We start from the raw sequence: 14357 nt of genomic DNA on the forward strand, positions 1-14357 counted from the left end.
GCGGCGCAGTTCCGCTGCGGTCGCGCGATCAGCGCAGCTTCTGCATCCATTCCCGGCCCAGGTCGACCACCTGATCCGAGGCCAATCCCAGGCTCAGCGCCACCGCGACGCTGCCCAGCCAGGACAGCAGCATCAGCCCGCCGTCGCGCTCCAGCAAGGCCAGCGCGAACAGCAGCAACATCGCGCCGAACGCGTAGTTGGTGAACGGGATCGGCAGCGACAGCAGGATCCCCAGCACGATCAGCAGCAGGCCGCTGAACGCGCGCGCCGGCAGGGTGTCGACCAACGCCGACAGGCGCGGCTTCAGTAGCCGGTCCAGGCGCCGCAGCCAGGGCGCGATACGGCCGACGAAGCGCTGCATGGTGCGGCGGCGCGGCCCGCGCTCGCCGATGAAGCGCGGCAGCCATGGCTTGCGCAGGCCGATCAGCATCTGCAGGCCGATCAGCGTCACCAGCGGCCCGCTGATGCCGCCGGCCAGGCCCGGCACCGGCAGGAACGCCGGCAGGATCGCCACGAACAGGAACACGCCGAACGCGCTCTGCTGCAGATCGGCGAGGATCAGCCGCAGCCGCAGGTGTTCTTCCGGGTCGCCGAGGACGAAAGTATCGAGCAGGGTGCGGATGCCCTCGGCGCTGTAGCCGTGGTCGCGCGCGTGCGGCGCACCGCCGGGTGCGTCACCCGGTGATGTCATCGCTGTTCTCGTCCTGCAGCTTGCGCAGCAGCAGCTTGTCCACGCGCGCACCGTCCAGGTCGACGATCTCGATGCGCCAGCCGGCCCAGTCGAAGAACTCGCCCGCGTGCGGGATGCGTCCGAAGTAATAGATGCACAGGCCGGCCAGGGTGTTGTAGTCGCCCTCCTCGGCGCTGGGCAGCTCGGCGCCGCCCAGCAGTTCGCGCAGGTCCTCGATCGCCAGCGAGCCGTCGATCAGCAGCGAGCCGTCGGCGCGGGTCACCACCAGCGCGTCCTCGTCGGCGTTGTCGGCCGACTGCAGGCGTCCGACCACCGCGCCCATCAGGTCGCTGATCGTGACCAGGCCCTGGATCTCGCCGTACTCGTCCACCACCAGCGCCATCGACTGCTGCTCCTCGCGGAAGATCTCCAGCAGCTTCATCGCGTGGGTAGACTCGGACACGAACAAGGTGTCGCGCAGGCTCTGGAACAGCTGGGTGGCGTCGCCGTCCATGCGCGTGACCAGCGATTTCACTTCCAGCACGCCGGCGATGTCCTGGTCGCTGCCGCGGTACACCGGGTAGCGGGAGAATTCGTGTTCGCGCATCACCTGCAGGTTGCGCTGCGGCTCGGCGTTGGCATCGAGCCAGGCGATGCGGTTGCGCGGGGTCATCAGGCTGTCGGCGGTGCGGTCGCCCAGGCGCATGACCCGGTTCATCATGTCGCGCTCGTGCGCGTCGATCACGCCGGCCTCGTGGCTCTCGGCCACCAGCATGCGGATCTCCTCTTCGGTCACCGACGCCGATTCCTCCTTGCCCAGGCCGAACAGGCGCAGGACCAGCCGGGTCGAGCGCGACAGCACCCACACGAACGGCGCGGCGATCCAGGCCAGCCAGCCCATCGGCATGGCGACGAAGCTGGCGATGGTCTCCGAACGGGTCAGCGCCAGGCGCTTGGGCACCAGTTCGCCGAAGATCAGCGTCAGGAAGGTGATCAGCACGATCGCCAGGGTCTTGCCGATCAGCGCCGACCAGGGTTGCGGGTCGCCGAACAGGGTGAAGTTGGCCGCCAGCGCCGGGAACAGCGCCTGCAGCTTGGCCGCGATCGCCACGCCGATGGCCTCGCCGCCGAACACGCCGGTCAGGATGCCGATCGCGGTGATGCCGATCTGCACGGTGGACAGGAAGTGCTCGGGGTTCTCGGCCAGCGCCAGCGCCTTGGACGCGCGGGTGCTGGTCTGCGCCATCTGCTTCAGGCGGCTCTTGCGCGAGGTCATCAGCGACATCTCGGACATCGCGAAGAAGCCGTTCAGCAGCACCAGGGCTGCCACGATCAACAGTTCAAGCATGCGCGCGCTCCTTGGCGCCAAGGAAAGCGGGGACATGGGCGCCGTTGCGGCGCGGGGAAGGGGGGCTAGGGTGGTCGTCCATAGGGTGCGCCCACGAAGGGCGCGGCGGGGATGGTAACAAACCCGGGAGGGGGCCGCTTCCACGCGGCGCCCACGCCCGCGGGCGCCCTGCCGGGCCGCGACTACCCGCAGGTGTCAGCAAACAGTCATAATTCCGCCCCAGTGCCGTCCTTCCCGCGACGGCGGGAAGCGCGTTGCATGTTTTCGTTGCAGACCATCTTCGGTTCCGGCAAGCAGTTCTACACCCTGCTCGACGAGGCGGCACAGGCCGCCTACGACAGCACCAAGGCCCTGCACGCGATGATGCGCGAGTCCGACCGGCAGCCGGCGCTGGACGGCTTCAAGCTGGCGCGCCTGCGCGAGCGCGCGGCCTCCGACAAGATCGGCCAGGCGCTGGTGGACAGCTTCATGACCCCGATCGAGCGCGAGGACATCGAGGCGCTGGGCTCGGCCCTGTACAAGATCCCCAAGCAGGTGGAGAAGTTCGCCGATCGCTATTCGCTGGCGATCCAGCACCTGGAGCACATCGATTTCGCGCCGCGCTCGGCGATGCTGGAGCAGGCCGCGGCGGTGGTGGTGGAGATGGTCCACGACCTGCGCCACATGAACCTGGACCGGATGAGCGCGCTCAACGACAAGCTGCGTTCGCTGGAGAACGAGGCCGACCGGCTGATGCTGGAGCTGTACCGCGACATCTACTCCGGGCGCCTGGACAACCTGCAGATGTTCCTGCTCAAGGAGTTCTTCGAAATCCTGGAGAAGGCCATCGACCGTTGCCGCGAGGCCGGCGTGGTGGTCTACCAGATCGTGCTGAAGAACTCCTGATGGACGCGCTGCGGAGTTGCTGCCTGCGCGGCCGTAGCGCCCTGCGCGCGCCCGCCGCCGCCGCGTGCGTGGAGGCGCGCCGATGCTGACCCTGGTCCTGATCGTGATCCTGGCGGCGCTGGTGTTCGAATTCATCAACGGCTTCCACGACACCGCCAACTCGATCGCCACGGTGGTCGCCACCAAGGTGCTCAGCCCCGGCTGGGCGGTGATGCTGGCCGCGGCGATGAACCTGGTCGGCGCGCTGACCGGCACCGCCGTGGCGATGACCATCGCCTCCGGCCTGCTCAACACCGACGTGGTCGCGGTGACACCGCAGGTGGTGCTGTGCGCGCTGCTCGGCGGCATCGTCTGGAACCTGATCACCTGGTGGAAGGGCCTGCCGTCCTCGTCCTCGCACGCGTTGATCGGCGGCCTGTGCGGCGCCGGCCTGGCTGCCGCGCACAACAACTGGGGCGCGCTGATCTGGTCGCAGAACCTCGGCGACTGGGCCAAGAACAAGGGCCTGCTGTGGAAGGTGTTCGTGCCGATGGTCACCTCGCCGATCGCCGGCTTCCTGCTCGGCATCGCGGTGATGCTGCTGCTATGGGCGGCGATCGCCGGCCTGGCCAAGCTGGGCGGGCCGCTCGGGCGGCTGGCGCGGCCGCGCTGGGTCAATGCCTTCTTCGGCAAGGCGCAGATCGCCTCGGCCGCGTACATGGGCTATGCGCACGGCCACAACGACGCGCAGAAGACCATGGGCATCATCGCCATGACCCTGATCGGCGCGCAGAGCACCGGCGCCCTGGACGACCTGCCGTCGTGGCTGGCGTTCCTGCATCCCGACGCCAGCCAGGGGCAGGGCATCGCCACCTGGATCGTGCTGACCTGCGCGGTGGTGATGGCCGCCGGCACCGCCTCCGGCGGCTGGAAGATCATCAAGACCCTGGGCCACAAGATGGTCAAGCTGCACCCGATCCACGGCTTCGCCGCGGAGACCAGCTCGGCCACGATCCTGACCCTGGCCGCGCACTTCGGCATGCCGGTGTCCACCACCCACAGCATCTCCACCGCGATCATGGGCGTGGGCTTCGCCAAGAACCCGCGCTCGCTGCGCTTCGGCGTCATCGAACGCATCGTCTGGGCCTGGATCCTGACGATCCCGGCCGCTGCCGGCGTGGCGTATCTGATTTTCCGCGGGTTTGCGCTGGCTGGGTGGGTGTAAGGGATAGCCGGGAATCGGGAATGGGGAAAAGGGAATCGTAAAAGCGTGGCTTCCCGGCGAATGGTGCCGATGTTGCGGTGTTGGTTCGTCCCACTTTCCTCGCGCCGCAACGAGGGCCAACTTTGGACTAGGGTAGTCGCATAGCGCTACCGCGTAACACTCCCGAATCACGCAGGTCGGGGTATTGGCTCGACGACTGGGGAACCGCTTTTGCGATTCCCCATTCCCAATTCCCCATTCCCATCAATTCGCCCGATACATCGCCAAAACGTCCTGCCGCAGCGCGCGCTGGCTGTCGGCGCGGTTGTAGAACATGTGGCCGCCGGGGTAGTTCTTGACCTGCACGCGGGTGGGGTCGTTGCCCATCACCGGCATCTGTTCCACGGTCAGCACCGAGCCCATGAACGGGCACGACAGGTCGTTCCAGCCGTGCACGATCAGCACGCGCAGCTTCGGGTCGATCGCCACCGCCTGGCGCAGTTCGGTCACCGAGCCCTTGCGCAGTTCGTCGTCCCAGTCCCACAGCCGGTTCACGTCGTAGTTCAGCGCCTCGTAGCGGGCGTCGACCTTCCAACCGACCACGCGGGTCACGAAATCGACCATCGCGGTGGTGGTGGGGGCGATGATGCTGTCCAGCAGCGGGTCGTTGGCGCGCTGCTCGGGGGCGTTGGGGAACGGGTCGAAGGCGGTGACGTTGGAGTCGTAGCGGCTGCCCAGTTCGCCCTTGTCGCGGAACACCTCGCGCAGATAGGCCTGGGTCTCCAGGCGGCCGCCGGCGCGGCGCACGAAGGCCGGATCCAATCCGGTCATCGCGGTTACCTGCTGGATCATGCGGGTCGTGCCGGCCGGGTCGGAGCGCCCGCGCAGCAGCGCGGTGACGTAGTCGCCGCGGGTGTAGTCGATCACCTGGCGCATCGCTTCCGGAGTCAGCTTGCCCTCGCGTTCCAGGCGTGCGGCGGTGATCGACGGCAGGGTCAGCATCCACGGCAGCGGCGAGACGTCGCCGTTGTCGTCCAGGGTCGGGTTCAGATACGGCGAGACCAGGACCACGCCGTTCATCGCCACGCCGAGCTTGGTCTGCAGGTAGTGGGTGATGCGCGGGCCGCGGAAGCCGCCGTAGCTTTCGCCGACCAGGTACTTGCGCGACTGCAGGCGCTGGTTCTTCAGCAGCCAGTCGTAGATGGTGCGCGAGAGGTACTCGATGTCGGCCTGCGGGTTGTAGAACTGCTTCTTGGCCTGCTCGTCGGGCACGCGCGAGCGGCTGAAGCCGGTGCCGACCGGGTCGATGAACACCAGGTCGGTGAAGTCCAGCCAGGTGCCGGGGTTGTCGCGCAGCTGCGCCGGCGCCGAGGCGCTGTCGCCCTCGCTGCCGAACGCCACCACCTTCGGTCCGATCGCGCCCAGGTTGAGGTACACCGAGGCTGCGCCGGGACCGCCGTTGAGCGCGAAGGTGACCGGACGGTCCTTGCCGTCCATGGTGTAGGCGGTATAGACCACGTCGGCGACGACCTTGCCCTGCTTGTCCTTCACCGGCAGCGTGCCGACCTTGACCGTGTAGCGCAGGGTGCGGCCATCGAGCTGGGTGGATTGGCTGGTCTGCGCGTCGGCCGGCAGCGGTGCCGGTTCGGCGGCGGCGGGCTTGTCGCCCTTGTCGGCATTGCCCGCATCGGCATCGGCGGCCAGCGCCGCGGTCATCGGCATCGCCGCCAGCAGCACGGCCAGCAGCACGGAAGGAAAGGTCGGCACGGGCGGTCGCTCGCAGGGAGGGAGCCGGCATGCTAGGCCGCGGCGCCGGCGCGGCGGATGTGCACAAAGCCATGGTCGGTGGCGGCGCGGCCTAGGGCGTGTCACCCATCCCCGAGTATGCCGCGTTGGGTCTGGCAGGCGCGCTGCCGGCGTTGCGTGGCGCAGCGCCTGACTGGCCGTCAGGTCAAGCCGCGCGGCGCCGGCAGCGCGCCTGCCAGGCCCAACCCGAAGGGCCGCGGTTGCGCGCGCCCATGGCCGCGTCATCGCTCGGGCGTGGACGGACGTCCACTTCCTCGCTCTTCCTTGCCACAGGCACGCGCAATCGCGGCGCGGCATGCTCGGGGATGGGTGACGCGCCCTAGTCATGCCGGTTCATCGGCGCTGGCTACAATCGCCGGTCCGTCCCGTGTCCGGTCCGCTGCGCATGCCCGTCCTTCGTTCCCGCCTGCCGCTAAGCCTGTTGCTGGCGGCGTTGCTGGCCGGCTGCGCCAGCGTGCCATCGCCGCCGCCCGTGGCCGAGTCGCCGGCGGCGCACGATCCGCATGCCCATGATCGCCAGCGCCTGTGGCGGCTGCTGAGCACGCGCTGCCTGCCGCAGGCGCGCGCCGGTGCCGATCCGGCCCCTTGCAGCGAAGTGCATGCCGAGCCCGGCCAACGCTATGCCTTGATGAAGGACCTACGCGGCGACTACCAGTACCTGCTGATTCCGACGGTGCCGGTGAGTGGCATCGAAGATCCGCGCGCGCGCGCCGCCGGTGCGCCGAACTGGCTGGACCTGGCCTGGCAGGCACGCAGCCGGGTCGAGCGGTTGCTGAACCGGCCGCTGCCGCGCGAGCTGACCAGCCTGACGATCAACCCGCCCTCGGCGCGGTCGCAGGACCAGTTGCATGTCCACATCGATTGCCTGGCGCCGCAGGTGCGCGACCAACTGCAGGCGATGCAGGCGTCGATCGGCCCGACCTGGGCGCCGCTGCCGCAGCCATTGCACGGCCACGCCTATCGGGCGATGCGCGTGGAGGGCGAAGAACTGGATGCGAATCCGCTGACGCTGCTGGCGCGCAGCCTGCCGCCGCAGCAGAGCATGGTGCACCAGACCCTGGCGGTGGTCGGCGCGGAGTTCGATGGCCGCCCCGGCTTCGTGCTGCTGGCCGCTACGGCACTTCCTGGCGATGGGGTCGGTGCGGAAGAACTGCAGGATCACGACTGCACGGGCGTGATGCCGGAGGCGCCTGCGCGCGGCTGACGTTCCGGGCTGCAGTCGATCGCCAGACGGCCGACGTGACGCACGGGGATGCCGGTGCGTAAGCCCGGCATGCTGTCGTCGTCTGTCGTAGGAGCGGCTTCAGCCGCGACAGGGCTTTCCCGACAACGCCGGGTCGCGGCTAAAGCCGCTCCTACGACGGCAGCAAGCAGCAGCGCTTGCGTCGCCTCAGACCTCCAGCGACGCCAGGTCGCCCTTGGTCTCCAGCCACTGCTTGCGATCGCCGGCGCGCTTCTTGGCCAGCAGCATGTCCATCAGCGAGCGGGTCTGCTCGCCGTCGTCCACGGTCAGCTGCACCAGGCGCCGGGTGTCCGGGTGGATGGTGGATTCGCGCAGCTGCTGCGGATTCATCTCGCCCAGGCCCTTGAAGCGGGTGACGCTGACCTGGCCCTTGATCTTCTCGCGTTCGATCTTGTCCAGCAGCGAGCGCTTCTCTTCCTCGTCCAGCGCGTAGAACACCTGCTTGCCCACGTCCACGCGGAACAGCGGCGGCATCGCCACGAACACGTGGCCGGCGCGCACCAGGGCGGGGAAGTGGCGCAGGAACAGCGCGGTCAGCAGGGTCGCGATGTGCAGGCCGTCGGAGTCGGCGTCGGCCAGGATCACCACCTTGCCGTAGCGCAGGCCGTCGATCTCTTCCTTGCCCGGGTCGCAGCCGATCGCGATCGCCAGGTTGTGCACTTCCTCCGAGGCCAGCACGCTGCCGGAGGCCACTTCCCAGGTGTTGAGGATCTTGCCGCGCAGCGGCAGGATCGCCTGGAAATCCTTGTCGCGGGCCTGCTTGGCGCTGCCGCCCGCCGAGTCGCCCTCGACCAGGAACAGTTCGGTGCGCGAGAGGTCCTGGCTGATGCAGTCGGCCAGTTTGCCCGGCAGCGCCGGACCCTGGGTGACCTTCTTGCGCACGATCTGCTTCTCGGTCTTCAGCCGCGCGCTGGCGCGGTCGATGGCGATCTGCGCGATGCGCGTGCCGGTCTCCACGTTCTGGTTCAGCCACAGGCTGAAGGCATCGTGCGCGGCGCCTTCGATGAAGCCGGCGGCCTGGCGCGAGGACAGGCGTTCCTTGGTCTGGCCGCTGAACTGCGGGTCGGTCATCTTCAGCGACAGCACGAACGCCACGCGGTCCCACACGTCTTCCGGCGCGAGCTTCACGCCGCGCGGCAGCAGATTGCGGAAATCGCAGAACTCGCGCAGCGCGTCGGTGAGGCCGCTGCGCAGGCCGTTGACGTGGGTGCCGTGCTGCGCGGTGGGGATCAGGTTGACGTAGCTCTCCTGCACCAGTTCGCCTCCCACCACCCAGGCCACCGCCCAGTCGACGATCTCGCGATCCTTCTTCAGGCTGCCGACGAACAGCTCGGCCGGCAGCAGCTCGCGCTCGGCCAGCTCGCCGCGCAGGTAGTCGCGCAGGCCGTCCTCGAAGTACCAGGTATCCTGCTCGCCGGTGGCTTCGTCGTGCAGCTTGACGGTCAGGCCGGGACACAGCACCGCCTTGGCGCGCAGCAGGTGGCGCAGTGCGCGCACCGCGAACTTCGGCGTGTCGAAATACTTCGGATCCGGCCAGAAGCGCAGACGCGTGCCGGTGTTCTTCTTGCCGACGCTGCCGACGATCTCCAGCTTGGAGGCGGCGTGTCCGTCGGCGAAGGCCATGCGGTACTCGTTGCCTTCGCGCTTGATGAACAGTTCCACCCGATTGGACAGCGCATTGACCACGCTGACGCCGACGCCGTGCAGGCCGCCGCTGAAGGTGTAGTTGCGGTCGCTGAACTTGCCGCCGGCATGCAGCCGGGTGAGGATCAGTTCGACGCCGGAGATCTTCTCTTCCGGGTGGATGTCCACCGGCATGCCGCGGCCGTCGTCGGACACCTCGCAACTGCCGTCCTTGTACAGCGTCACCTCGATGTGCCGGGCGTGGCCGGCCAGCGCCTCGTCCAGCGCGTTGTCGATGACTTCCTGGGCCAGATGATTCGGCCGTGCGGTGTCGGTGTACATGCCGGGCCGGCGCTTGACCGGGTCCAGGCCAGAGAGAACTTCGATGTCGGCGGCGTTGTAGCGGGTATTCATGCGTCTCAGCAGGTGGCGCGAAGCAGATCCGGAAGTGTGCGGTCTGCGGCGCTTTTTTGCACGTCGCCGGTGTTCAGGGCAGGTGCGGCGGCGCCGCGCTACGCTGGCCCTGGAAAAACCGCGACGTCGCCCACATCTTCGTCGCACGTCCCAAAGGAGTCCGCCATGAACGTTCGCAAGCTGTTGACCCTGGCCGCCCTGGTCGCCGCCGCGGTGGCCGTGCCGGTCGCGATGGCCCAGGCGCAGAGCGCCGATCCGGCCGCCTCCGGTGCCGCCGCCTATGAGGCGCAGGTCGCCAAGGAAAAGGCCGAGGCCGATGCCAAGGCCAAGCGCCGCGCCGCCGCGGCCGCCGAGCACAAGGCCGGCAAGGATGCGGCCGCGCCGAAGAAGGAAGAGGAAGAGGAAGCGCGCAAGCCCTGAGCTTTCGCGCGGTTTCCTGCATACGACGCCCCGGTCGCCCGGGGCGTCGCTTTTTTGTGGGGCGGCTGTTGCGCGAAAGCGCTTGGGCAAATCCGCTTCACCCGTTAAACTATGGCTTTCCGGGAGGCCTTTGAGCCATGACCCCCCTGATCTTCGTTACCGGCGGCGTAGTGTCCTCGCTTGGCAAGGGCATCGCGGCCGCTTCGCTTGCGTCCATTCTCGAAGCACGTGGCCTGTCGGTCACGATGATGAAGCTGGACCCCTACATCAACGTCGACCCGGGCACGATGAGCCCGTTCCAGCACGGCGAGGTGTACGTCACCGACGACGGCGCCGAGACCGACCTGGACCTGGGGCATTACGAGCGCTTCGTGCGCACGCGCCTGTCGCGCAAGAATTCGGTCACCACCGGGCGCATCTACGAGAACGTGATCCGCAAGGAGCGCCGCGGCGACTACCTCGGCGCCACCGTGCAGGTGATTCCGCACATCACCGACGAGATCCGTCGCTGCGTGGATGAAGCCACCGCCGGCTACGACGTGGCCCTGGTCGAGATCGGCGGCACCGTCGGCGACATCGAGTCGCTGCCGTTCCTGGAGGCGATCCGCCAGGTGCGCACCGAGCGCGGCGCCGAGAAGGCCATGTTCATGCACCTGACCCTGGTGCCGTACATCGCCGCGGCCGGCGAGCTGAAGACCAAGCCGACCCAGCATTCGGTCAAGGAACTGCGCTCGATCGGCATCCAGCCGGACGTGCTGCTGTGCCGCTCGGAGCAGGCGATCCCGGATTCGGAGCGGCGCAAGATCGCGCTGTTCACCAACGTCTCCGAGCGCGCGGTGATCAGCGCCGCCGACATCGACGTGCTCTACGGCATGCCGCTGGAACTGCACCGGCAGGGCCTGGACGAGATCGTCATCGACCAGTTCAAGCTGCGCGACAAGGTCGGCGCGGCCAACCTGTCGGAGTGGGAAGCCGTGGTCGACGCGATCAAGCATCCGCTCGACGAGGTCACCATCGCCGTGGTCGGCAAGTACGTCGACCACCAGGACGCGTACAAGTCGGTCGGCGAGGCGCTCAAGCACCGCGGCCTGCGCCAGCGCACCAAGGTCAATCTCAAGTGGCTGGAAGCGCAGGACCTGGAAGGCAGCGACATGGCGGCGCTGGCCGACGTGGACGGCATCCTGGTGCCGGGTGGCTTCGGCGACCGCGGCTTCGAAGGCAAGGTGCTGACCTCGCGCTACGCACGCCAGCACGGCGTGCCGTACTTCGGCATCTGCTATGGCATGCAGGCCGCGGTGGTCGACTATGCGCGGCATGTCGCCGGGCTGGACGCGGCCAACAGCACCGAGAATGACCGGCAGTCGCCGTACCCGGTGATCGGCCTGATCACCGAATGGCGCACCGCCAGCGGCGATGTCGAGAAGCGCGACGAGAAGTCCGACCTCGGTGGCACCATGCGGCTGGGCCTGCAGGAGCAGCGGCTCAAGCCGGGCACGCTGGCGCGCGAGCTGTATGGCAAGGACGTGGTGGCCGAGCGCCATCGCCACCGCTACGAGTTCAACAACCGCTATCGCACCCAGTTGGAGGACGCCGGCCTGGTGATTGCCGCCAAGTCGATGGACGACACCCTGGTGGAAATGGTGGAGTTGCCGCGCCAGACGCATCCGTGGTTCCTGGCCTGCCAGGCGCACCCGGAGTTCCTGTCCACGCCGCGCGACGGCCATCCCTTGTTCATCGGTTTCGTCCGTGCTGCGCGCGAGCGCAAGGCCGGCGGCAAGCTGCTGAAGGAAGCGCGCGCGTAGTTCCTTCTCCCATCGGGACCATGGCCCCCTTTTTGGGGGAAGGTGGCGCGAAGCGCCGGATGAGGGTACGGGGCGAAGCCTCGCGAAGTCGAATTCCCTAGGCTCCGCCCGGACCCTCACCCCAACCCCTCTCCCGGTGGGAGAGGGGCTTGATTCCATGAGGCTTCGTCCGGACCCTCACCCCAACCCCTCTCCCGGTGGAAGAGGGGCTTGATTCCATGAGGCTTCGCCCGGACCCTCACCCCCGACCCCTCTCCCGGTGGGAGAGGGGAGTAACCTCGCCCCAATCTCGTGCCTCAACGGCGCGGGGCTCAACCGATAGGTGATGCAATGAAACTGTGTGGCTTCGATGTCGGCCTGGACCAGCCGCTGTTCCTGATCGCCGGCCCGTGCGTGATCGAGTCGATGCAGCTGCAGCTCGACGTCGCCGGCCGGCTCAAGGAGATCACTGGCCGGCTTGGCATCAACTTCATCTTCAAGTCCAGCTTCGACAAGGCCAACCGCACCTCCGGTACCAGCTTCCGCGGCCCGGGCCTGGAGGAGGGCCTGAAGGTGCTGGACGCGGTGAAGACCCAGATCGGCGTGCCGGTGCTGACCGACGTGCACGAATACACGCCGATGCATGAGGTGGCGGCGGTGGTCGACGTGCTGCAGACCCCGGCGTTCCTGGTGCGGCAGACCGATTTCATCAAGAACGTGTGCGCCGCCGGCAAGCCGGTCAACATCAAGAAAGGCCAGTTCCTGTCGCCGTGGGACATGAAGCCGGTGGTGGACAAGGCCAAGTCCACCGGCAACGAGCAGATCATGGTCTGCGAGCGCGGCGCCAGCTTCGGCTACAACAATCTGGTCAGCGACATGCGCTCGCTGAGCGTGATGCGCGAGACCGGCTGCCCGGTGGTGTTCGACGCCACCCATTCGGTGCAGTTGCCGGGCGGGCAGGGCGGCAGTTCCGGCGGCCAGCGCGAGTTCGTGCCGGTGCTGGCGCGCGCGGCGGTCGCGGTGGGCGTGTCCGGCCTGTTCGCCGAGACCCACCCGGATCCGTCCAAGGCGCTGTCCGATGGCCCCAATGCGTGGCCGTTGGACCAGATGGAAGCGCTGCTGGAAACGCTGATGGAACTGGATGCGGTCACCAAGAAGCACGGGTTCTCGCGTTTCGCGTGAGGTCTCGGCTGCATCTGCGGCATCCGCGCGACGCTTGACGGGGAGTGGCCTGGCGGGCGTCTGCCTGCGCGACGGGCCGCGGGCGATGAGCCCGCGTGGCCAGATCCACGCCCACGCCTGGGGGCTGTGCGCGCTACTGCTGTCGCTGCTGGCCTGGGCGGCGTTGGGCGTGGTGCTGTTCGCCTTCCTCCGCGCGATCGGTGCGCCCGGCGATGGCGATCACGGCATCCTGGCCATGCAGCCCTGGATCGTCGGCGGCCTGCTGGTGCTGGCGGTCGCCGCACTGGGCACCTTGATCGCCGCCGCGCTGGGCTGGGCGCTGCGGCGCGGCCGCCTCCTGGCCGGCATCGCCGCCGGCCTGCTGCTGGCGATGATGTCCCTGATCCTGCTGTTCCTCGGCGGGATCCCGCTCCTCGGCTGAGGCGGCATTTGGCAAGGAACGGGCGGCCGGGGATAATCAGCCGGCATTCGTTTCCGCCTCCTCCTCCTACAGGTAACCGGCCCGCCCATGAGTACGATCCGCAGCATCCACGCCCGTGAAATCCTCGACAGCCGCGGCAATCCCACGCTGGAAGCCGATGTCATCCTGGAGGACGGTTCGTTCGGTCGCGCCGCGGTGCCCTCGGGCGCGTCCACCGGCACCAAGGAAGCGGTCGAGCTGCGCGACGGCGACAAGACCCGTTACCTGGGCAAGGGCGTGCGCAAGGCGGTGGAGAACGTCAACACCACCATCGCCAGCGCGCTGCAGGGCTTCGACGCCGCCGACCAGCAGGGCCTGGACCGCCGCCTGATCGACCTGGACGGCACCGAGAACAAGGGTCGCCTCGGCGCCAACGCGCTGCTCGGCGTCTCGCTCGCCAACGCGCACGCGCTGGCCGCCTCGCGCAAGCAGCCGCTGTGGCAGTCGCTGGCCGCGGGCAATACCGCCAACCTGGCGCTGCCGGTGCCGATGATGAACATCATCAACGGCGGCGCGCATGCCGACAACAACGTCGATTTCCAGGAATTCATGGTGCTGCCGGTCGGTGCCGCCTCGTTCTCCGAGGCGCTGCGCGCCGGTACCGAGATCTTCCACGCGCTGAAGTCGGTGCTGAAGGGCCACGGCCTGTCCACTGCGGTCGGCGACGAAGGCGGCTTCGCCCCGGACTTTCGCAGCAACGTCGAAGCGCTGGACACCATCCTGGAAGCGATCGGCAAGGCCGGCTACACCGCCGGCGAAGACGTGCTGCTGGGCCTGGATGTGGCCTCCAGCGAGTTCTACGACAACGGCAAGTACCACCTGGTGGGCGAGGGCAAGCGCCTGACCAGCGAGCAGTTCGTCGACTTCCTGGCCGACTGGGCTGCGCAGTACCCGATCGTCAGCATCGAGGACGGCCTGGCCGAGGACGACTGGGCCGGCTGGAAGCTGCTCACCGACCGCATCGGCAGCAAGGTGCAACTGGTCGGCGACGACCTGTTCGTGACCAACCCGAAGATCTTCAAGCAGGGCATCGAGTCCGGCACCGCCAACGCGATCCTGATCAAGGTCAACCAGATCGGCACCCTGACCGAGACCCTGGAAGCCATCACCATGGCCGACAAGGCCGGCTATGCGGCCATCGTCTCGCATCGCTCCGGCGAGACCGAGGACACCACCATCGCCGACATCGCCGTGGCCACCACCGCCACCCAGATCAAGACCGGCTCGCTGTGCCGCAGCGATCGCGTGGCCAAGTACAACCAGTTGCTGCGCATCGAAGAAGCGCTGGGCAGCGCCGCGCGCTACGCCGGGCGCGACGCCTTCGTCTCGCTCAAGCGATAAG

General features: G+C 68.2%; 12 protein-coding genes. 8 read left to right on the forward strand and 4 right to left on the reverse strand.

Annotation, left to right across the window (positions count from 1 at the left end):
• Nucleotides 1–28: 28 nt before the first annotated feature.
• On the reverse strand, nt 29–691 hold the full coding sequence (locus ACP93_RS00850) for an exopolysaccharide biosynthesis protein (protein ID WP_048488975.1): 663 nt from the start codon (nt 689–691) through the stop codon (nt 29–31).
• Nucleotides 675–2018 carry a hemolysin family protein gene (locus tag ACP93_RS00855; protein WP_048488976.1) on the reverse strand — a complete coding sequence of 448 codons (1344 nt, stop codon included), beginning with the start codon at nt 2016–2018 and terminating at the stop codon, nt 675–677. Before ACP93_RS00855 ends, ACP93_RS00850 begins: the two co-directional genes overlap by 17 nt.
• A 258-nt stretch (nt 2019–2276) precedes the next feature.
• Between ACP93_RS00855 and ACP93_RS00860 the strand changes: the two genes are divergently transcribed.
• Both ACP93_RS00860 and ACP93_RS00865 read left to right on the forward strand, forming a co-directional pair.
• Nucleotides 2277–2903: a DUF47 domain-containing protein gene (locus ACP93_RS00860; protein WP_017911076.1), complete on the forward strand. Its 627-nt coding sequence runs from the start codon at nt 2277–2279 to the stop codon at nt 2901–2903.
• An 82-nt stretch (nt 2904–2985) separates the two neighbouring features.
• Nucleotides 2986–4107 carry an inorganic phosphate transporter gene (locus tag ACP93_RS00865; protein WP_048488977.1) on the forward strand — a complete coding sequence of 374 codons (1122 nt, stop codon included), beginning with the start codon at nt 2986–2988 and terminating at the stop codon, nt 4105–4107.
• Nucleotides 4108–4350: 243 nt separating this feature from the next.
• On the opposite strand, the gene ACP93_RS00870 is transcribed toward ACP93_RS00865, so the two are convergent.
• Nucleotides 4351–5853, reverse strand: coding sequence for a S10 family peptidase (locus ACP93_RS00870; RefSeq protein ID WP_048488978.1), 1503 nt, complete (start codon nt 5851–5853; stop codon nt 4351–4353).
• A 424-nt stretch (nt 5854–6277) separates the two neighbouring features.
• Here ACP93_RS00870 and ACP93_RS00875 point away from each other — a divergent pair, with 424 nt between their 5' ends.
• The gene (locus ACP93_RS00875) at nt 6278–7096 is read left to right on the forward strand and encodes a CDP-diacylglycerol diphosphatase (RefSeq protein WP_048489142.1); all 819 of its coding nucleotides are present in this window, start codon (nt 6278–6280) and stop codon (nt 7094–7096) included.
• A 186-nt stretch (nt 7097–7282) separates the two neighbouring features.
• Here the strand turns inward: ACP93_RS00875 and parE are convergent, their stop codons facing one another.
• Complete coding sequence (gene parE, locus ACP93_RS00880) at nt 7283–9172, reverse strand: DNA topoisomerase IV subunit B (protein WP_048488979.1); 1890 nt, start codon at nt 9170–9172, stop codon at nt 7283–7285.
• Nucleotides 9173–9337: 165 nt separating this feature from the next.
• Here parE and ACP93_RS00885 point away from each other — a divergent pair, with 165 nt between their 5' ends.
• The 5 genes from ACP93_RS00885 (at nt 9338) to eno (ending at nt 14356) form a co-directional block, all read left to right on the forward strand.
• Nucleotides 9338–9592: a hypothetical protein gene (locus ACP93_RS00885; RefSeq protein ID WP_010343426.1), complete on the forward strand. Its 255-nt coding sequence runs from the start codon at nt 9338–9340 to the stop codon at nt 9590–9592.
• 137 nt (nt 9593–9729) lie between these two features.
• Nucleotides 9730–11394 carry a CTP synthase gene (locus tag ACP93_RS00890; protein ID WP_048488980.1) on the forward strand — a complete coding sequence of 555 codons (1665 nt, stop codon included), beginning with the start codon at nt 9730–9732 and terminating at the stop codon, nt 11392–11394.
• Nucleotides 11395–11724: 330 nt separating this feature from the next.
• Nucleotides 11725–12555: a 3-deoxy-8-phosphooctulonate synthase gene (kdsA, locus tag ACP93_RS00895; RefSeq protein ID WP_048488981.1), complete on the forward strand. Its 831-nt coding sequence runs from the start codon at nt 11725–11727 to the stop codon at nt 12553–12555.
• Nucleotides 12556–12640: 85 nt separating this feature from the next.
• Complete coding sequence (locus ACP93_RS00900; protein WP_228135922.1) at nt 12641–12976, forward strand: hypothetical protein; 336 nt, start codon at nt 12641–12643, stop codon at nt 12974–12976.
• A gap of 87 nt (nt 12977–13063) precedes the next feature.
• Nucleotides 13064–14356: a phosphopyruvate hydratase gene (eno, locus tag ACP93_RS00905; RefSeq protein ID WP_048488982.1), complete on the forward strand. Its 1293-nt coding sequence runs from the start codon at nt 13064–13066 to the stop codon at nt 14354–14356.
• Nucleotide 14357 lies beyond the last annotated feature (1 nt).

The sequence above is a fragment of the Xanthomonas sp. NCPPB 1128 genome, assembly GCF_001043115.1.
Taxonomy (GTDB): domain Bacteria; phylum Pseudomonadota; class Gammaproteobacteria; order Xanthomonadales; family Xanthomonadaceae; genus Xanthomonas_A.